This window comes from Alishewanella agri BL06 (assembly GCF_000272005.1).
Taxonomy (GTDB): domain Bacteria; phylum Pseudomonadota; class Gammaproteobacteria; order Enterobacterales; family Alteromonadaceae; genus Alishewanella; species Alishewanella agri.
The window spans coordinates 1-19,235 of record NZ_AKKU01000001.1 but is presented as its reverse complement, the minus strand read 5'-3'; the positions used below and the strand labels follow the sequence as shown (position 1 = coordinate 19,235).

15 protein-coding genes are annotated in these 19,235 nt (G+C 49.1%); 7 read left to right on the top strand and 8 right to left on the bottom strand.

What is annotated here, in order from left to right; genetic code table 11:
- Nucleotides 1-21 precede the first annotated feature (21 nt).
- Nucleotides 22-1,350, bottom strand: coding sequence for an IS4 family transposase (locus AGRI_RS00075; RefSeq protein ID WP_008983000.1), 1,329 nt, complete (start codon nt 1,348-1,350; stop codon nt 22-24).
- 127 nt (nt 1,351-1,477) lie between these two features.
- The gene (locus tag AGRI_RS00070; protein ID WP_008982999.1) at nt 1,478-3,703 is read right to left on the bottom strand and encodes an Ig-like domain-containing protein; all 2,226 of its coding nucleotides are present in this window, start codon (nt 3,701-3,703) and stop codon (nt 1,478-1,480) included.
- Between the two features lie 116 nt (nt 3,704-3,819).
- Between AGRI_RS00070 and AGRI_RS00065 the strand changes: the two genes are divergently transcribed.
- Nucleotides 3,820-4,860: an IS630 family transposase gene (locus AGRI_RS00065; RefSeq protein ID WP_008982998.1), complete on the top strand. Its 1,041-nt coding sequence runs from the start codon at nt 3,820-3,822 to the stop codon at nt 4,858-4,860.
- 159 nt (nt 4,861-5,019) lie between these two features.
- Nucleotides 5,020-6,357 carry a dicarboxylate/amino acid:cation symporter gene (locus AGRI_RS00060; RefSeq protein ID WP_008982997.1) on the top strand — a complete coding sequence of 446 codons (1,338 nt, stop codon included), beginning with the start codon at nt 5,020-5,022 and terminating at the stop codon, nt 6,355-6,357.
- Between the two features lie 27 nt (nt 6,358-6,384).
- Here AGRI_RS00060 and AGRI_RS00055 read toward each other — a convergent pair whose 3' ends face one another.
- From AGRI_RS00055 to AGRI_RS00045, 3 genes are all read right to left on the bottom strand, one after another.
- Nucleotides 6,385-7,104: a class I SAM-dependent methyltransferase gene (locus AGRI_RS00055; RefSeq protein WP_008982996.1), complete on the bottom strand. Its 720-nt coding sequence runs from the start codon at nt 7,102-7,104 to the stop codon at nt 6,385-6,387.
- Nucleotides 7,071-8,069, bottom strand: coding sequence for a protease SohB (gene sohB / locus AGRI_RS00050; protein ID WP_008982995.1), 999 nt, complete (start codon nt 8,067-8,069; stop codon nt 7,071-7,073). The genes AGRI_RS00055 and sohB overlap by 34 nt, the downstream gene beginning before the upstream one ends.
- A gap of 106 nt (nt 8,070-8,175) precedes the next feature.
- Nucleotides 8,176-10,563, bottom strand: coding sequence for a VolA/Pla-1 family phospholipase (locus AGRI_RS00045; RefSeq protein WP_008982994.1), 2,388 nt, complete (start codon nt 10,561-10,563; stop codon nt 8,176-8,178).
- Nucleotides 10,564-10,788: 225 nt separating this feature from the next.
- Here AGRI_RS00045 and AGRI_RS00040 point away from each other — a divergent pair, with 225 nt between their 5' ends.
- Nucleotides 10,789-11,541 (top strand): YciK family oxidoreductase, encoded by a 753-nt coding sequence (locus AGRI_RS00040; RefSeq protein ID WP_040291180.1) that lies wholly within the window; start codon nt 10,789-10,791, stop codon nt 11,539-11,541.
- Nucleotides 11,542-11,625: 84 nt separating this feature from the next.
- Here the strand turns inward: AGRI_RS00040 and AGRI_RS00035 are convergent, their stop codons facing one another.
- Nucleotides 11,626-12,153 carry an H-NS family histone-like protein gene (locus tag AGRI_RS00035; protein ID WP_008982992.1) on the bottom strand — a complete coding sequence of 176 codons (528 nt, stop codon included), beginning with the start codon at nt 12,151-12,153 and terminating at the stop codon, nt 11,626-11,628.
- 265 nt (nt 12,154-12,418) lie between these two features.
- Here AGRI_RS00035 and can point away from each other — a divergent pair, with 265 nt between their 5' ends.
- Nucleotides 12,419-13,072 carry a carbonate dehydratase gene (gene can / locus AGRI_RS00030; RefSeq protein WP_008982991.1) on the top strand — a complete coding sequence of 218 codons (654 nt, stop codon included), beginning with the start codon at nt 12,419-12,421 and terminating at the stop codon, nt 13,070-13,072.
- A 2-nt stretch (nt 13,073-13,074) separates the two neighbouring features.
- On the opposite strand, the gene purU is transcribed toward can, so the two are convergent.
- Nucleotides 13,075-13,908 (bottom strand): formyltetrahydrofolate deformylase, encoded by an 834-nt coding sequence (purU, locus tag AGRI_RS00025; protein WP_008982990.1) that lies wholly within the window; start codon nt 13,906-13,908, stop codon nt 13,075-13,077.
- A gap of 162 nt (nt 13,909-14,070) precedes the next feature.
- On the opposite strand from purU, the gene tsaA reads away from it, so the two are divergent.
- The 3 genes from tsaA to AGRI_RS00010 are packed head-to-tail and all read left to right on the top strand — an operon-like array spanning nt 14,071 to nt 17,592.
- Nucleotides 14,071-14,799, top strand: coding sequence for a tRNA (N6-threonylcarbamoyladenosine(37)-N6)-methyltransferase TrmO (gene tsaA, locus AGRI_RS00020; RefSeq protein ID WP_008982989.1), 729 nt, complete (start codon nt 14,071-14,073; stop codon nt 14,797-14,799).
- Complete coding sequence (locus AGRI_RS00015) at nt 14,753-15,811, top strand: Kelch repeat-containing protein (protein WP_008982988.1); 1,059 nt, start codon at nt 14,753-14,755, stop codon at nt 15,809-15,811. The genes tsaA and AGRI_RS00015 overlap by 47 nt, the downstream gene beginning before the upstream one ends.
- A gap of 53 nt (nt 15,812-15,864) precedes the next feature.
- Entirely contained in the window at nt 15,865-17,592 is a 1,728-nt protein-coding gene (locus AGRI_RS00010) for a proline--tRNA ligase (RefSeq protein WP_008982987.1), read from the top strand.
- A 136-nt stretch (nt 17,593-17,728) separates the two neighbouring features.
- Here AGRI_RS00010 and AGRI_RS00005 read toward each other — a convergent pair whose 3' ends face one another.
- On the bottom strand, nt 17,729-19,159 hold the full coding sequence (locus tag AGRI_RS00005; RefSeq protein WP_008982986.1) for an IS1182 family transposase: 1,431 nt from the start codon (nt 19,157-19,159) through the stop codon (nt 17,729-17,731).
- Between the last annotated feature and the right edge of the window lie 76 nt (nt 19,160-19,235).

Here is a 19,235-nt window from a genome sequence, read left to right as displayed (position 1 = left end):
AGCCGACTGGCTTAATGCCGGTCAGTTAAGCTGACCGGCATTTTTCTTTCTAACAGGGTATTTCTGCTTACTCGACTTTATACACCGTGGGTAACATCGCTCTCGTCGTCCAGGTAGTAAGAAGTAAGACGCCATTTCGGTAATATTCATCACTACCCGTGGGACTCTTCCTGGCGCAACATAGGGTAATGTCGCTAACTGGAATACGATGTAACTTGCTGATTCTTTGAAGCTCAGCTGACTTGGCGTGATATCTTTTCCTAACGAGGCAGCCATAAGTACCATCTGATACCGGATCAAGTTATAGGCCAGCAATACTCCCCACAGCTCTTGTTTCACCATATCTGGTTTTCTTGAGCGCAGTGTGTAGGTATTCTGCAACATTGACTGCTTTATTTCCCTGAAGCCCAGTTCGATTTCCCAGCGGGTCGAGTATAAATCAACAATGTCAGCGGCAGGAAAACGCATCGGGTCTACCAAAGAGCAGAGTATTTTGACTTCTTTGTCTTTAATGGTTTTAGTCAGCAATCTCGCTTCAATCGTATGCGGTAAGTCTGCGAATTTCTTGCGTGATTGGGGCGTCGTTGTCAGTCGTACCAGTTGATCCTGTTTGCCCAATGACCGAATGACTTCATACTGTGTATGCTTCTTCAATGGCAGTAACCAATGGCGTTGTTCACCTGTGCTTTGCCACTTATAAAGCAAACCCAGTGAGTAAAACCCCTTATCGAATATTGTCAGAGAGTTATCACTGGTATGAGGGATTAGGTCCTCAGCTAAAATCATCTCATTAGTATCAACACTGTCAAACCGGCTGGCGGTGAGCAAATGGCTCGTTAACTCCATCTGACATACCATTCGAATTTGTGGGTAGCAGGCTTCTCCCGTGTGCGACTTCGTTCTGGCGAATGCGGCACTATTCTCGGGTGTATCTTCGGTGCGAAACACGACACCATCCACACCTAATAGCGTTAATCCGCACCAATTGGGATGGTCAGCTTGCTGATTCCAATGTCCAGCGGTGAGATTAAATATATGCTCTATCGCTTCGTAGCCTAAACGCTGCCTGGCCTGTACGACGGCACTTGGCGCAACATAAGGTACTTTGCCTGGCAACAAGATATCCATCTGAGATACAAGCTGTTTTATAGACATATTACGAAACAGGGCCATACCCAGTACTGCCCATACCATTTGCTCCATGGGAAGACGGCGAGTTCTGATCGTGGATACACCGGCAATGCTAAGCCCTGTTTCAATAAGTCCAGGGTCTAAAACATCTGACAAACTATCAAAGTCAACGGTATGACTATTTACTAAAACGGTTTCCAGCGCTTGGCTAATATGCATAAAAAAAGCCTACAGAGTTCATTCTGTAGGCCTTTATATACCAACTACTGGATCGGTCAACCGATCTGAAAAGCTATTAACTGATCGGCATTACCGACTGGCTCCTTTTTAGTTATCATCAATCACATTAGTCCGGTGTAGCGCAGTTGGCTACTACGCCAAACGGGTTATCAGGAGGCGCTATGTTCTCTTGAGTAACATCCGCCGCAGCCACCGGTAGGGCATACTCTCGGTAGCTAATATTTTCGGTACCGGCAGCAAAGCCCGAAACCTGCAACCTTACGTCTAACCACGGGGCGACATCTCTTGGATAAGTCACGTTGAAGACGGCAATCCCTTCATTATTAGAGGTCACGGTTCTGGGCACTGTCGCCAGATTGCCTGGAGTGAGCTGATTGTCACCATTAAAGTCTTCGCCACTATCCATGATGCCGTTGAAATTAACATCTTCTGTTACACAAGAGGCGGTGGTAACTGCAGCCCAAACTTTAAAAGTCTCCGGTGGTGGTGGCGATTTTTCCCAGTAGCCTTTACGGTACCCAAGCGAGACAACTGCAAGATTTAGTGGTTGGTTAGTTACTGGATTACCTGATGCATCAGTGACAATAATCGAGAACTCTTTCCGATAAAGGCTCGGGCTCGGCGATTCAACAGTATTACCAGTACCAAAGCGGAAAAACAGTGTCCGGCCACCAACACTGATATCGGTTGTATCCGCAATACTACTATTGTTGACCAAAGAAGCATTCACCACAAGATTCCTCTGCTCAACACCAGCTCCAGTATTGAGGTCAGCAGTAAATGATGTCGTTGCTACACCTTGAGAGTTAGTGATCGCAGTTCCGGAGCTGATAGAGCCTCCGGCGCTATTTTCAAGCGAAAATGCGACCAGCTGGTTTTTGACAGGGTTATTATTGGCGTCGCGGACAATAGCACGAATTGCGCTGCTTTCACCCGGAATTACCTGAGCAGGAAATGCCTGCACTTCTACTTTACTTGGGTTTACTGCTATAAATTCCACCAACCTTTGGGTATTAACCTCATTATCGCCACCACGAGCAGATATGGTAGATAAACCTGCAAAAGCTGACCGTATGAAGACTTCAGCCTGACCATCTGTTCCAGTCGTAGTTTGAGCAACTACTTGAGCAGTCGATAAACCTGCCTCCGTCTCAGCAATTTGGCCCCGCGTAGTCGAGAATAGCACTGGGCTATTAGCATTCGGAATACCATCTGTTAGCCACTCGAGTCGTAATGACTCCGGTTGATTTAACTCAATTTCCGGAACTTGCAGATCATCGGCAGGTAAAAAAACGAAACTATCGGCTTTAACACTGATTGCAAAGGTTTGACTTAAGCCTAACGCAGTGACCGTAACGGTATCGTCACCACTCATCGCTGCGTTATATTGAATACTGACCTGACCATTATTGCCCGTTGTCGGATTCGTCTGACTCAATGCATTACCTAATGCCGACGTTACCTGAAGTTGCTGGTTCGCAATCCCCTGACCAGCAGAGTCTTGCAGGGAAAAGTTGAAGGTAACCTGATCGCCGAGCACCACGGCTGAGGGGGCAACCACCTCAAGGATAGTGCCAACTACCCGCACCATTATTACGTCCTCAACGCCACCAACTCTGGCACTAACTCGGATGTCACGAATTGACTTATCAATTTGACTGGTCAGTTTTGCCTTGGCAACACCATCTTGTTCTGTCGTACTGGAAACAATTTCCAATTCACCAGAGTCCGCAGAAAACACAACTGGGATATCCGCCAACAAAACATTATTAGCATCCCGTACCAATGCAGAGAGCTGAATTGCCTCTGACGCTCCCGATCCAAGTTGGGTGCGATCTGCCAAAACGCGAACGCTGGAAATAGTAACACCGGTTTCACCACCTCCATCTCCGGCAGACTGAAACCCAACTGCTCGACTGGCACGGACGGTTTCGCCTTCGCTATAGGTTGCGGTGAGCAAGCCTGCACCGCTTACCGTACCGACATTGAGCGTCAGGGTGGCGACACCATTACTGTCTGTCAACGCAGTGCCGGTATTACTGGATAACGACGCCAGACCTTCTCTGTCAATGGTAAAGGCGATAACTTTGCCGGCAATGGCCGCGTTTTGGGTTGCGGTTAATGTTGCTCTGACGGTTAATGGCTGGCTCGCAGACAGCGAGCTGTTAGCCGCGCCAGTGGCATTAAGGAGTTCAACTTGCAGAGTGTAAACAGGTGTCGTGCCTGAACCTCCGCCACCTGAACCGCCACCGCTTTCTAAAGTACCGCCACCGCCACAAGCTGACAGGACGAAAATTACAATCACAACCCAGAGTTGCCGGATGCTCAGCATGAAAACTCTCCCTAAATAATTGTTCCAAATAGTAGATCACTCAGGGAAGGGAACTCAATGCGGTTTGCGCGATCAGATCGGTCGCCAAACTAATAAGCCACACAAACGCATTGAGTATGAACAGGATAGCATTTTTATATGGTGCGGAAACCCGCCGGCTGAAGAAGATTATTCACAAAACACGAGATAGAGACCTTTGCCGCCGTGCGAATGCCGTCTTGCTGGTGTTGAAAGGTAAAACCAAGTCAGAGGTTGCGAGCTTACTGCAAGCGGGTCGGTCATCGCTTAACCGCTGGTTGAAATGGTATGACGTTGCCGGTGTTGATGGTCTAAAAACTAAAGGCGTTGGTCGACCCGCTAGGCAGAATCGGGATTTTATCTGTGGCGTGCTGAAAATTTTGCTGAAGTACACGCCAAGGACGCTTGGATATCAGCGTTCACGCTGGAGTACAGAGTTGTTTGCGCTGTTACTGAACAAGTTATGTAACATTCAGATCCACAGCTCAACAATCAGACGCTGGTTGCCCAAAGCAGGAATTGTCTGGCGGCGAGCTGCGCCAACACTTTATATCCAAGACCCGGATAAAAAGGAGAAACTGGCGGCTATCCGGGAGGCGCTGGCAGATAACAGTATTGACCACCCGGTGTTTTACCAGGATGAAGTGGATATCCATCTGAATCCTAAAATCGGTGCAGATTGGGGGCACCGTGGCGAGCAGCGTAAAGTGGCAACACCAGGACAGAACAAGAAACATTATCTGGCGGGAGCATTACACGGCCAGACAGGGCAAATCGTTTATGTAGGTGGCGAGCGCAAGACCAGTGACTTATTTATTGAATTGCTGGAAAAGCTTAAAGGTCAGTATCGTCGGGCTAAGAGCATTCGGTTAATCGTGGATAATTACATCATCCACAAGAGCAAGAAAACCCAGAAGTTGCTGAGCGACAATCCAAAGTTCAAGTTACTGTTCTTGCCGGTTTATAGCCCATGGCATAACAAAATTGAAAAACTGTGGCATGCTCTGCACGAGACGATAACCCGGAATCATCAGTGCAAAAACATGGATGATTTACTGGAGCAGGTTCACTACTTTATGGACACTGCCGCACCGTTTCCGGGCGGCAAGCATGGACTAAAGCGGGTGTATCACAATTAGGATCGGTTATTTAGCTCTTTTTATATAGTTTTGTTAATTCTGTATCTTAAACCAATAAATATCCAGCCGGCAGCGTTATTTAAAAAAAATTATTCCTGATCTGCCATGCAGCTGCACAAACTGTTACCCTATTATTATGACAAGTATTAGATGATGAGTATGATGACAACAACAAAACTCAGCCTGACAGCCCGTATTGTTCTGGGCATGATTGCCGGTATCGCCGTTGGTTTCTTCTTTCAGTGGTTACTCGGCGGTGCCGAAGAACGTCGCTTAACCTTGCTCGGTATGTCGCTACCCTTAAAAGCTTTTTTTGTTGACGGCATTTTTCATGTTGGTGGTGAGATATTTATCGCCAGTTTAAAAATGTTGGTGGTGCCATTAGTGTTTGTTTCGCTGGTCTGTGGTACCTGTTCTTTATCAGATACCTCCAAGCTGGGCCGCCTTGGTGGAAAATCTATCGGGCTCTATATTCTGACTACGGCACTGGCAATTAGTCTGGCAATTGGTGCCGCCCTGCTGGTTGGCCCCGGCAACGGTGTCGAAATGCAAAGCGACGCGACTTTTGACGTCAGTTCTGCACCGACTCTGGCGCAGGTGTTTATTAATATTTTCCCAAGCAACCCGATTCAATCGATGGCGTCAGGCAATATGCTGCAAATTATTGTCTTTGCTGTTTTATTTGGTTTAGCTGTAGCACTAAGTGGTCAGGCAGGTGAGCGGGTTGCTGCATTGTTTAATGATTTTAATGAAATCATTATGAAGCTGGTGACGTTACTGATGAATCTGGCACCCTATGGCGTATTTTTTCTGATGGCCAAGCTGTTTACCACTCTGGGCTTTGAAACCATTGCCAGCTTATTAAAGTATTTTTTAGTGGTGCTGTTTGTGCTGCTGTTCCATGGCATGGCTGTTTACCCGACGCTGCTAAAATCGCTAACCGGTCTAAACCCGCTAATATTTTTGCGAAAAATGCGCGATGCTGCGTTGTTTGCTTTTAGCACTTCCAGCAGTAACGCCACTTTACCGGTCACCATGGAAACCGTGAACAAAAAGCTTGGCGTCAATAACAGCATCAGCTCTTTTACTGTGCCGCTGGGCGCTACCATTAATATGGATGGTACCGCCATAATGCAGGGTGTTGCTACCGTCTTTATTGCACAGGTGTTTGGTGTAGATCTAACCCTTAGCGATTATTTAATGGTTATCCTGACCGCAACCCTGGCATCAATTGGTACTGCCGGTGTCCCAGGTGTAGGCTTGATTATGCTGGCAATGGTATTGCAACAGGTTGGTTTACCGGTGGAAGGAATAGCGCTGATTATCGGTGTTGACCGTTTACTCGATATGACGCGGACCTCGGTCAATATTACCGGCGATGCCATGGTGTCAATCGTAGTTGCTAAGAGCGAAGGTGAGTTTGACGAGAGGGTATTTAATGATCCGCGAGCCGGCTTAAAAGACGAAACGATCGACTTTCACCATATGCGGAATTAACCTGGCAGATCTTCTGACACGGCGCCATTAGGCGCCGTTTTTGTAACGGACAGTCCAAATTTTTTCTAACAAATAACTGGTCGCCATCCGGCGGCGGCCAAAGCCCTGCCCGGTAATATCAACGGTATCTAACAACTCGATCTCGCAATTTGGAAATAACACCGTTAATTCCGCTGCCGGTACTGAAAATGGCGGCCCTGATCGCTCCTGCTGTGGATACTCCAGCGTAATGACCAGTAACTCAGCACCACGCACTAACCAGGACATCAGCTTTGTTGCATAGTGTTGGCGCATCTCTGCCGGCAAGGCAATTAATGCTGCCCGATCGTAAATGAGTGCGCTGTCAGATACCCATTTATCAGGCACCTGAAAGAAATCGCCCTGCCAAAGCTGAATGCGTTCTGCCTGATAATGCATAAACTGCAGCTCAGGATCCGGCCAGGGCTGACAGCTGACTGCCAGATTATGCTCCCGAAAAAAATCCTGACAGGCAATCGGCGATAACTCAAACCCTTGCACCGGTAAAAATTGCTGGCAAAACAGTAAGTCGGGCGTTTTGCCACATAGTGGCAACACAATTTCATTACAGTCATCCGGGCGTTTCGCCAGGATCCGGGGGAGATACTGCTGCAATAGCGGGTGCGGTTCTGTAAGTTGAAACCCCAGTTGATTCTGCTGCCAGCACTGATGCCAAAACACTGCTTCCATCGCCGTTAAAACCAGCGCTTTTGTTGCAGCTTTTGCCATAAATCAGCACCAAAGCTCGCACTTGCTGAGCCTAGCTTTTCAGCCAGACGTTTACGCTGACTGAATTTTACCGCGAGTACCTGACGTTCCTTGCACGCGGCCTGCAAATAATCATCACTGGTACTGAGCACATCGACCAACCCTAATGCTTTAGCCTGATAGCCAAACCAGTGTTCACCGGTCGCTACCTGTTCCAGAGCCAGTTGTGGTCTATGCTCAGCAACAAAGGTTTTAAACAACTGGTGTGTTTCTTCCAACTCCTGCTGAAACTTTTGCCGGCCTTTGTCCGTGTTTTCACCAAACAAGGTTACCGTTCTTTTAAACTCACCTGCAGTAAATTGCTCAAAATCCACATCGTGCTTTTTCAGTAATTTATTGAAATTAGGTAATTGCGCGATCACGCCGATAGAGCCAACAATAGCAAAAGGCGCAGCGAGGATTTTATCAGCGACACACGCCATCATATAACCGCCGCTGGCAGCGACCTTATCGACGGCAACGGTTAAGGTTATTTTTTGCTGCTTTAAGCGGTCTAACTGAGAGGCCGCCAAGCCATAACCGTGCACTACACCACCGCCACTTTCCAGTTTTAATAATACCTCATCCTCAGGCGTGGCAACGGCTAATACCGCACTGACTTCCTCCCGCAATGCCTCGGCCTCGCGGGCATCAAGGCTGCCATTAAATTCCAGAACAAACAGCCGTTTGGGTTGTTCGGTTAAGGCGTCATAGGCTTTATGGGCGGTTTTTTGCCATTTTTTGAAGGCCTTTTTGTCTAACAAATGCTGTTGCAGCAATTCCTGATGCTGATAAAAGCTTTGATTTAAATCCGTTACCTCTAACTGACCTTTGCGGGGTCGGCTTTTAACTGCTGCGCCAGTGACTAAAGCAATAATGACCGCCAGTGCGACAACCAGGGTCGCAACCTGAGCTAAAAACAGCCCATATTCATATAAAAATGCCAAGGCATCCTCCTACTACAGCAATGTTTCGCTATTTTATGCCGATATCCGAAAAAGCAACAGCCCGGCGCAAGTGCAGCCGGGCTGTTTATTTTAAGGTCGCCAGACCTTAATTACCGGCGATAACTGCCGGATTTTGCACCCCAATCTGGGTACCGCGACTGAGGAAGAAGGTTGCCGTCTGGTATTGCATCTCACCCGTTGCGGCGGCACTGGCTGCCGGGCTCAGAATAGAGCCATGGTCACCGGCATTAAAGCGGGTTAAGGCATTGTTACCATCCAGCGCAACACCCGGTGCCTGCGCCGGCACGGCAACAACACCTAATAAACGCGCCAGCGGTTCAGTACCGGCTAAAGCCATCCGGCCTTGCGCTAACGCCGTCAACGGATTAAAGAAGCCGTTTGGAATAACCTGATCCGGCTTATTGTCTGCGCCATCACCTACCACTTCAATAATATAGGTTGGGGTGTTACCCGCTACCAACATTTGTGCATAATTATTTGGGTCACCGCTATCGGTTACGGTTTGCGCTGCAAAGGCGAACTGCGTCAGCGTTGCGGTAATACGCGCTAACTGAGCAGTGTTGCCGGTTTGCTGCAAACTGGCCAGATAAGTATTTACAGCAGGTGCAGCACAGGCTGGCCAGGTTGCCGCCGTTGCTGCCGTTGGCGCACCACAATCGGTATTGGTCGCAATATAGGTTACAAATTGGCTGGTTAACTCCCCGCCTGCACCCAACATCACACTGGCTTTAATCAGTGGACCAAATGACGGAGAATCTAACAGGAAGTTAGCAACGGCACCGCCTGGCATTGCCAGAACCGCCGTTTCAACCTTAAAGGCCGCGTCTAACATGGCGTTACCCGACGGCGCATTAGCAACAGCAACCATACTGGCACCGGTAATACCACCCAGTGAATGGCCTAAAAATTGAACCCGGCTTAAATCAACAGTGACACCGCTAATCGTATTTAATGCAAAACGCAGCGCTAACATGTCAGCAATACTTTGCCGCAAGTTATCGCGGGTTACTAACAGGTTAGACAGGTTCATATAATCTGTCGCTGAGTTAGTCGACGCATTAAAGTTTAAAGTACGGTCAGGGGTTTCATAGCTAAAACCGCGGCTACCATGCAATGGATGGTCGATCGCAATAGTCGCAAAGCCCTGAGAGCTGAGTGTACCCGTGATAGCCAGCATCGCTTGCTTATTCGACGTAATACCGTGCTGCAGAATCACTACCGGCCACCCGGCTTCCGGCATTGGAATAAAGTTGGTATCCGGCACTGTCATCTGAACTTCGACGTTCTGATAGCTGTTGATCTTAGGAATAGTATTAAATTTGGTCAGGTGACGGGCACTGTCAACACCTAAATCGCGCAAAGCACCGTTACTGACTGCCTGGCAAAAACCATCATTCTCGGAAACCGGCGTGGCAGGTTTCAAACTTGGTGGTAGCGCAGCAATAATAGCACCACTGTCACAACGCGCTGTCCAACGGGTATTTAGCGGTGCCGTGACATTTTCAGCTGAAGGTACGCCCAGGAAATAAGGAAGCGTCATACTGCCCTGATAATAGCGTGCTAACTGAAACGCCGGCGAAGTAGCAAACGCCGGATTTAATTGAGACACTCTCAAGCCGGTATTCTGCACCGTTAACTGACCAGGCGCATAACCGGTTGGTGTAGGAGATGCCATCAGCTGCTTTAAATTAGCAATTACCGCTGCCGTCGATTGGGTAGTAATGGCAGCGGTGTAGATAATACTTTCTTTCGGTAAACCTTCGTCGCGCAGCATAGTGCTCTCGAAGCTATTGATCACTGCCTGCAGGCCGCGCTGTGCATCGGTCGCTAATGGATTAGTCGCCAGATCTTGTTTTACCAGTTCATAAGTGGTCGATGGTTTAATAGCTGCGCCGGTGCTGTCTTTCAAGCCATTGGTTAACGCCAACAGATAAGTGGTTGCCCCCTCCAGTGGCTTTAACGGAATCACAGCGACACTGTTACCACTGCCCGCCGATACAAAATCAACGCCGTATTGTAATTCAGCGACAATTTTACACGCCAAACCGCGAGGTACTGGCCGACAATCCGCATCAGGTGATGCCGGATCGCCCATCAAGGCTTTAAACAGACGAACAGAGCCTGGTGCCCGCGCCGAATCCATATTCAGCGATACGCCGGCTGGGAAGTTTAGTGCAATACTAAAAGGATTCTGCGTTGACCAACCATCCAAGGCACCTAAAGCGACTTGCGGGTTAGTGTAGTCAGGCGTAGCACCACTATCCAGAGTTAAGGTGCCGTCGTTAGTTCCCTGAAATAGTAAGTCATTTGGTACCGAAACCTGACCGGCTGTAGGGTCAAACACAACTCGGGAACTAGGGACTACCACCGTCCCGGAGTCCACGACATCCTGTTTGATATCATCCAGCGAATCACCACAACCCGCCAGACCGAGCGCCGCTGTGACAGCAATACTTATTGCCAGCTTGTTCATATCTTCTCCCCTGTCCATCACTGGTATTTTTTTATTGCAAAGCAAAACCTTACTCTGCTTATTTCTGAATTAGGCGGCTGTTAATGGCTAACAGCTACGACCAGTTAAAGTTAACTCAAAGTTTTCAAGAGCGCTAGAGCAAAAACACAGATATCGTGAAGAAAGGTGCAAAATGCCGGCTTTCGGCGTATCCTGTCGCCATTTTTTCTGGCTTGGGAGCATGAAATGCAAGTTCCAACATCTTATAATGCACCGGCGGGTGTGCTGCAAGACAAAGTCATCTTAATCACTGGCGCCGGAGACGGTATTGGCAAAACCGCCGCTGTAACTTTCGCCCGCTACGGCGCTACCGTTATTCTGTTAGGAAAAACAACCGCTAAACTCACTGCAGTTTATGACGAAATCGTGGCGGCAGGTTATCCGGAGCCGGCAATAGTGCCACTGGATTTAAAAGGCGCGACCAAAAAGCATTATCAGGATATGGCGGCAACGATCCGTGCTGAATTCGGTCGCCTTGATGGTTTACTGCATAACGCAGGCCTGTTGGGGGTATTAACGCCCTTTGAACATATCGACTTGCCTACCTGGCAAGATATTATGCAAATCAATGTTACTGCGGCGATGTTAATGACTCAGGCGCTAATTCCTGTGTTGCAGTTAAGTCAGCAGCCATCAGTGGTATTTACATCATCGGGTGTTGGTCGCAAAGGCCGGGCATTTTGGGGGCCATATGCAGTGTCAAAATTTGCCACTGAAGGATTGATGCAAATCCTCGCCGATGAATATGATAATACCAGCCTGAGGGTGAACTGTATCAATCCGGGTGCTACTCGCACCAGTATGCGTGCTAAAGCCTATCCGGGTGAAGACCCGCAAAAACTGAAAACGCCGGAGGATTTAATGTGGCTTTATTTATATCTGATGAGTGATGCCAGTATTGGTGTTACCGGGCAATCGCTGGATGCGCAACCAAAATAGCTCGCTTCTTACAATGATAAACCCGGCAATGCCGGGTTTATTGGTAAAGACCTTGCTTTGAACTATTACAAGCAAGACATCAGCTTAACGCTGTTCTAATAACTCACCACCATTAACTCTGGCCCAATCATTCCAAACTAACACTTTCTGATTATAGTTTGTGACTGCCTGCTCAGTGGCATCGGCTAATAAACGCTCAATATCTTTAGCAAACTTTTTGTCTACCTTGGCGGCGGGAACCACATCAATTCCGCGTTCCTGCAAACCTTTTTTCATTGTATGAGTCCGCAATAATTGTAACTTGCCATTCTCAACATAAAAATACTGGCTATCTTTATTCAGCGTTTTAAATTTAGGCTTAACTGGCTTTTTGTCATCACTGCTTACTGACGCCGGTGTACTGGCAACCACCTCTTGTACCTGTTTATAACCTAACTGCTCCAGTGTAAATCCTTTTTCACGGGCGAAGCGTTCAATTTCATTGATCGCATCCAGCTCAGACTGACGTTCTGCCAGCACTGATTGTAACGTCTCCAGAACATCATTTAACTTAGCCAGCGTTAATTCTCTTGCGGCTTTCTTTAACTCGCGTTTATCAAGTAATAAAGACATCTTAGACTCCCGTTTAATAATCCGCGACATGATAACGGAAATGATGTAACAACAAAAGTGCTTTTATAATATCGATATTATTCAGCTATCATTCATTTAATATTGCGTTACTAATTTGTCCCCATTAGTGTTGATATATGCTATCTAAATTTATTGTAAACGCCTGTGCTGCCAATACAGTAGCTGAGTCTGTTTTGGCTGGTCAGTGTTGTAGTTTGCGAAAAATCCGTTATTGTGTCGCGATTTTGTCTTCGTGAGCGCTAAGATGCCAGACTTTAACAATTTGTTTATTAACAACCGCAATTGGGCCGATCGTATTGAACGTGAACAGCCTGGCTTCTTTAAACAACTCTCCGAGCAACAGGCACCCGAGTATCTGTGGATTGGTTGCTCGGACAGCCGGGTGCCTGCTAATGAAATCGTCGGCCTGATGCCGGGCGAACTCTTTGTGCATCGCAACGTCGCTAATCTGGTGGTGCATTCCGATATGAACTGCTTGTCGGTATTGCAATACGCTATCGATATTTTGAAAGTGAAACATATTTTAGTGGTTGGCCATTATGGCTGTGGTGGTGTTAAAGCAGCGCTATTGAATCAGCGCGTCGGTTTCGTCGATAACTGGCTACGTAATGTAAAAGATGTTTATGCGCTGCACCGCCAGCAAATTGATTGCCTGGAAACCGAGGATCAACGGGTGAACCGCTTGATTGAACTCAATGTCGCTGAGCAGGTAAAAAATCTCTGCCATACCAGCTTTGTCCAGGAAGCCTGGGAACGCGGCCAACAACTGAGTGTTCATGGCTGGGTGTATAGCTTACGTAATGGCCGGGTCAAGGATTTAAAAGTCAGCCATTCCAGTCTGGAGCAAATTGACAGGATCTACGCACTGGATCCGCTGGAACTGCCAGACAGCGACTAGGGCTACAAAATCACCGTTTTGTTGCCGTGTACAAAGACCCGATCCTCAGTAACAAACTGCAACGCTTCGCTAAGCGCGGCTTTTTCAACATCACGACCGGCTCTTTCCATATCTTCCGCGCTGTAGCTGTGATCAACCGGTAGCACTTTCTGCTGAATAATCGGCCCTTCATCCAATTGATTATTTACAAAATGCGCTGTTGCTCCGATGATTTTCACCCCACGCTCAAACGCTTGCTGATAGGGTCTGGCACCAATAAAGGCAGGCAAAAAGCTGTGATGGATATTGATAATCCGGTTTGGAAACTCGGCGACAAAGGCCGGCGTTAGAATTCGCATAAATTTGGCCAGAATTAAATACTCCGGCTGATAGGGCTGAATCGTCTGCAGTAACGCCTGCTCATGCGCTTCGCGACTTAATCCGTGATGGCTAACGTAATGATAAGGAATCGCAAAGCGTTCCGCGAGTGTGGCCAGTTGCGGATGATTCCCCACTACCGCCGCGATATCCAGCGATAACGAGCCATCGTAAACTTTTATCAGGATATCACCTAGGCAATGTGCCTCTTTGGTTACCAGAATCACTACCCGCTTTGCCTGACGACGCAACAAACTCCGGGAGCTGCCTGCCGGTAAAGCCCGATCCAGATCGGCGAGTAAGGTGGTTTCGTTAAAAAACCCGTCCAGCTCGGTTCGCATATAGAACTGCCCACTGACCGGATCCACATATTCAGTATTCCGACTAATATTTAACTGATGCTTGTAGCAAATATTGGTGATTTGGGCGATCAACCCTTTCGAGTCCGGGCAGGCGGTAAGCAGGATCCGTTGTTCCATCTGGTTAACTTCCAACTCAACTATCATGCCTGTCATTCTGACAACATATCCATCTGGCGTCAAAGCCATTTAGACAGCTAAAATCAACTTTTCTTGTTGTTTCAAGCTGGTGCTTGCATAATAAAGTCCGAATAAAACCTACAACTTAACTGCTAAGGCCGAATGACTAACCCGTATCAGATGCAGGTGATTGGCTATATCGAGTCACCCTACAAACAAAAATTTGCGATTCCCCGGCAGCCGGGATTAATACCAGAGGCCACCGGCAAGCTAAAACTGCAGGCACCCTACGCCAGCGAAACGATGATTCGGGGTATCGAAGCGTTCAGTCATCTGTGGTTGGTATTTGTGTTTCACGAAACCGCCGATAAAGGCTGGTCGCCTATGGTGCGCCCGCCACGCTTGGGTGGCAACACCCGCAAAGGGGTCTTTGCGACCCGGGCAACTTTTCGGCCTAACCCACTGGGTTTGTCGGTAGTCAAACTGGACGGGGTTGAGATCCATAATGGCGCAGTAACTTTACTTATTAGTGGTATCGATCTGCTCGATGGCACGCCAATCCTGGATATTAAACCCTATCTACCCTACTCTGATGCCTTGGCTGATGCCCGGGGTGGTTTCGCTGACGCGGCACCGGAAACCAGTATGACGGTTGAGTTTAGTGCAGCAGCCGAGCAGTTTTGCCGGCAACAAAGCGCCTACCCGAAGTTACAGCAGCTGATAGAGAAGGTGTTGAAACAAGACCCACGCCCGCCTTATAAAAAACAGCGCGAGAGTGAACAAACCTATGGTATGACGCTGTATAACTTCAATATTAAGTGGACGGTAAACGGAGAACATAACTATGTTACTGAAATCATTAAGCTGTCTGAGCTTGCTGGCTGCCAGTAGTATCGTACTGGCCCTGCCTGACTTGCCAGAGCCGGTCAGTAACAATGCGGTGGCGAGTACCAGCATCCGCGATAAAACCTATGTTTTGTCAGTCGGAGGCATAGCGCCGGGAAAAAACACCGCTGATCAGCATAACAAAGTCTGGTTGCATACCGTCGGCGAGTTTAGCTGGAACAGTTTGCCAGCCCTGCCCAGTCAGCAACGCCTGGCTGGCCGGATTGGTATTAGTGCCGTTGCTCTGAATAACAACTTCTTTATTTTCGGCGGCGCTTTTATGCAGTCCGATGGTAATGTGACCACCGCCTCAGACAGTTACCGGCTGGACCCGGTCACCCGGCGCTTTACCCGTCTGAATGATATGCCGGTGCCGGTTGACCATGCCGCAGCCGTGCCACACCAGAACCGGTATATTTATCTGGTAAGCGGCTGGAGCGATCACGGCACCGTCAATCTGGTGCAGGTATTTGATAACTTTACCCAGCGCTGGGCGCAGGCGACGCCTTTTCCCGGGGCGCCGGTATTCGGCCATGCTGCCACCATCGCCGCCAATCAGTTAATTGTCTGCGATGGCGTCACCCTGCATTACGCCCAAGACCAGGCACCAGCATTACAAAAATCACCGGCTTGCTGGGCCGGCACTCTGGCTAACGACCCACTTAAAATCAGTTGGCGCCAGATCGCGCATCCCGATCAACAGGGCCGGTATCGTTTAGCCGCCAGCACAGTGCGTTTTAATGGCGAAGAGTTCGCGGCCTTTATCGGCGGCAGTGATACCCCTTACCGCTTAAACGGTGTCGGTTATCAGGGCGAGGCCGCTGAGCCCTCGGCTGCGGTATGGCTATATTCGCCAAAGCAGCAACGCTGGTTTAAAGGCGAGGCTGCCACCGCAGTGATGGATCTGCGCGCGCTGGTGGAGATCAACGGCAGTTTTTACAGCCTGGGCGGGATGCTCGCACAGCAGCAAGTGACCAATCAGGTAATTAATCAGCAGATTAAACTTCTGCCCGAGTAAAAGCGTTGCTAGAATAGCCGCCACTTAAGAATCAGCTTTTTGCAGAGAATCGCATGCGCACCAGTCAGTATTTATTATCGACCATGAAAGAGACCCCGGCCGATGCCGAGGTGATCAGCCACAAACTTATGCTGCGCGCCGGAATGATCCGTCGTCTGGCCTCGGGGATGTACACCTATTTGCCGTCTGGTGTGCGGGTGCTGCGTAAAGTTGAGCAAATTGTCCGCGAAGAAATGAATAAAGCCGGCGCCATTGAAGTATTAATGCCGCTGGTACAACCGGCTGAGCTGTGGCAGGAATCCGGGCGCTGGGAAAAAATGGATGCTGAGCTGCTGCGCTTTGTTGACCGCCACCAGCGCGACTTTGTGCTGGGGCCAACCCATGAAGAAGTGATTACCGATCTGGTACGCCGCGAAATCACCAGTTACAAACAGCTGCCACTGAATCTGTATCAGATCCAAACCAAATTCCGCGATGAGCGCCGGCCACGCTTTGGCGTAATGCGCGCCCGTGAATTCCTGATGAAAGACGCCTACTCTTTCCACTTAAGTCAGGAATCGCTGCAGCAAACCTATGATGCGATGTATAGTGCCTACTGCAATATTTTCAACCGCTTAGGTCTGGACTACCGGCCGGTGCTGGCTGATACCGGCGCTATCGGCGGCAGCGTCTCGCACGAGTTCCACGTCTTAGCCGCCTCAGGTGAAGATGCGATTGCCTTTTCAGATACCAGCGATTACGCCGCAAACATCGAAATGGCGGAAGCCAAGGCACCGGCAGGCCCCCGCCCTGCCCCGACGCAGCAGCTGACACAGGTAGCAACCCCTGGCGCGAAAACGGTCGCTGAAGTTGCCGCGCTGTTACAGCAACCGGCCAGTCAAATCAGCAAAACGCTGATTGTCTATGCTGCCAAACCCAGTGACGATGCGCCCCAGACATTGGTCGCCCTGGTACTGCGTGGCGATCACGAATTAAACGAAATCAAAGCCGAAAAGCTGCCACAAGTTGCCAGCCCGCTGGTGTTTGCTTCGGAAGAAGAAATCCGCGCCGTAATGGGTGCCGGCCCGGGTTCGTTAGGCCCGGTAAAGTGCCCGCTGCCGCTGATTGTCGATCGCAGCGCGGCGCATCTGGCCGATTTTAGCTGTGGTGCTAATCAGGATGGCTTCCATCTGACCGGTGTTAACTGGGACCGCGATGTCACCGATTATCAGGTTGCCGACCTGCGTAATGTCGTGGAGGGCGATGCCAGCCCCTGTGGCTTTGGGAAACTGGTGATCAAGCGCGGCATTGAAGTGGGCCATATCTTCCAACTGGGTGATAAATACTCACAGGCGATGAAAGCCGGTGTACTGAACGAAGAAGGCAAGCACCAGATCATGACCATGGGCTGCTATGGCGTTGGCGTGTCCCGTATCGTCGCTGCAGCCATCGAGCAAAACCATGACGAACGCGGCATTATCTGGCCTGACGCGATAGCGCCATTTCAGGTGGTGTTAATTCCGATGAATATGCACAAATCAGTACGGATTGCCGAAGCAACTGAACTGCTATACCAGCAACTGACTGCTGCCGGTATTGAGGTACTGTTTGATGATCGTAAAGAGCGCCCGGGTGTGATGTTTGCCGATATGGAGCTGGTCGGTATCCCGCATCATATTGTCATCGGCGAGCGTAACTTGGATAACCGGCAGGTGGAATATAAAAACCGCCGCAGCGGTGCCACCGAGTTGCTGGCTATCGATGAGGTGCTGGCCTTTGTTAATCAGCAGCTCAAACGCTGAGTGACCGCTTGATAGCATAAAGGCAGCCGAGGCTGCCTCAGATTAATGACAAACCCCGGTTTTTAAGACTGGGGTTTGTTTTTTTACGGCTGTGATCTTTATGCTGCCGCAGTTATCATTTTTTACCACTTTCCAATCAGATTACGGTTACTCGCCATATCTCAGCCCTAAATCGCACTTTAATTCCCATTAAAGTGCACTTTATGAGATAAAAAAGCGATAAAAAGGCCAGCAAGGCCATTTTCTTGATGTTTTGCGCTACCGCCGCCAGTAAACACTGCATCTGCACTTTCGCCAGACCACGGAACCGTGCATAGCGATGGCCATGATGCTGTTTTGCGTCCGCGAAGCTGCGTTCAACCGTCTCTTTTCGTCGGTTGTAAATCTTCTTACCCCACGACAGCAGCCGCAACCCGCTCACATGCTCTTTATCCTCTTCCCAGACATGCCGGGTTATCGTTTTCTTATACTGCTTGTTCTTCGTGCAGTCCTGGCGTAGCGGGCAATCCTGACACACTTTAGGGTTAGACTGATAATGCCGGTAGCCCTGACGGTCTGTCGTGCTGTAAGTCAGGATTTCACCTTGGGGGCAACGATAGGTATCGGTTGTTTTATCATAGGTAAATTGCTTCTTCTTAATCGGATTAGCGGTGACATTGGGACGACGGTAGGCAATAACCGGCGCAATTTGCCGCTCCCGGATTAAATGGCAAAGCGGTGCCGTAAAGTAGCCCGCATCTAAGCCAACGGCTATCGGACTAAACTTAAAGCGCTCAAGCTGACGGTCTAATCTGGCCAGATAAGGCTGGCTATCATGCACATTCCCCGGTGTCACGAAGGTATCCGTGATGATGCCGTGGCGGCCATCCACGGTGCGATGGTCAAGGTAGAAGAAGCCCTGCGGTTTGCCTTCCCGCGTCATAAAACCACTGTCAGGGTCGGTTGTGCTTACCTTTTGATTTTTGGTTTCAGGCTCCTTCGAGTCATCTTGTTTGAGTGGCGCTTTGCCATGGGCTAACCGGTCCTCTTCAACCGCCTTGTTGAGCTCAGCGATATACGCCGATGCACTGACCGCCACCTCTTTGTTCACCGCCTTGCGCTTATTGGCATTGGCTTTTAAATGTGTGCTGTCAGTGTAAAGCGTGTGACCACCAATCAGACGCTGCTCATACGCCTGTTCAACTATCCGGTCGAAGATACGCTGAAACACATCCGTGCCGTTAAAACGACGAATACGATTCTGGCTCAGCGTGGAGGCATCAGGCACTTTCTCGGTTAATCCCATCCGCAAAAACCAGCGATAAGCCACATTAACCTGAATTTCCTGTACCAGACGACGCTCACTGGGAATGCCAAACAGATAGCCGAGGATCATCATCTTAAACAAACGGACAGGGTCAATCGGCGGACGGCCATTATCTTTGCAATAGAGATGTTCGACTTCAGCACGAATGAACTCGAAATCAATGGCGGCATCGACCTTGCGTACCAAATGGTTCTTTGGTACCAGCTCTTCGAGCGTGACCATTTCTAACTGATATTGTTGAGGAGAGGGAGTTTTGAGCATGATGGTTAGCCTTCAAATCAACTAACCCTATTAGATCAAAGTCCTGGATCGGCGTCCAGGACTTTGTCAGCAGTCT

Coding starts and splice junctions, on each gene's coding strand:
- AGRI_RS00075 (WP_008983000.1), bottom strand. CDS start 1,350: ATGCATATTAGCCAAGCGCTGGAAACCGTTTTAGTAAATAGTCATACC.
- AGRI_RS00070 (WP_008982999.1), bottom strand. CDS start 3,703: ATGCTGAGCATCCGGCAACTCTGGGTTGTGATTGTAATTTTCGTCCTG.
- AGRI_RS00065 (WP_008982998.1), top strand. CDS start 3,820: ATGAACAGGATAGCATTTTTATATGGTGCGGAAACCCGCCGGCTGAAG.
- AGRI_RS00060 (WP_008982997.1), top strand. CDS start 5,020: ATGATGACAACAACAAAACTCAGCCTGACAGCCCGTATTGTTCTGGGC.
- AGRI_RS00055 (WP_008982996.1), bottom strand. CDS start 7,104: ATGGCAAAAGCTGCAACAAAAGCGCTGGTTTTAACGGCGATGGAAGCA.
- AGRI_RS00045 (WP_008982994.1), bottom strand. CDS start 10,563: ATGAACAAGCTGGCAATAAGTATTGCTGTCACAGCGGCGCTCGGTCTG.
- AGRI_RS00040 (WP_040291180.1), top strand. CDS start 10,789: ATGCAAGTTCCAACATCTTATAATGCACCGGCGGGTGTGCTGCAAGAC.
- AGRI_RS00035 (WP_008982992.1), bottom strand. CDS start 12,153: ATGTCTTTATTACTTGATAAACGCGAGTTAAAGAAAGCCGCAAGAGAA.
- can (WP_008982991.1), top strand. CDS start 12,419: ATGCCAGACTTTAACAATTTGTTTATTAACAACCGCAATTGGGCCGAT.
- purU (WP_008982990.1), bottom strand. CDS start 13,908: ATGGAACAACGGATCCTGCTTACCGCCTGCCCGGACTCGAAAGGGTTG.
- tsaA (WP_008982989.1), top strand. CDS start 14,071: ATGACTAACCCGTATCAGATGCAGGTGATTGGCTATATCGAGTCACCC.
- AGRI_RS00015 (WP_008982988.1), top strand. CDS start 14,753: ATGTTACTGAAATCATTAAGCTGTCTGAGCTTGCTGGCTGCCAGTAGT.
- AGRI_RS00010 (WP_008982987.1), top strand. CDS start 15,865: ATGCGCACCAGTCAGTATTTATTATCGACCATGAAAGAGACCCCGGCC.
- AGRI_RS00005 (WP_008982986.1), bottom strand. CDS start 19,159: ATGCTCAAAACTCCCTCTCCTCAACAATATCAGTTAGAAATGGTCACG.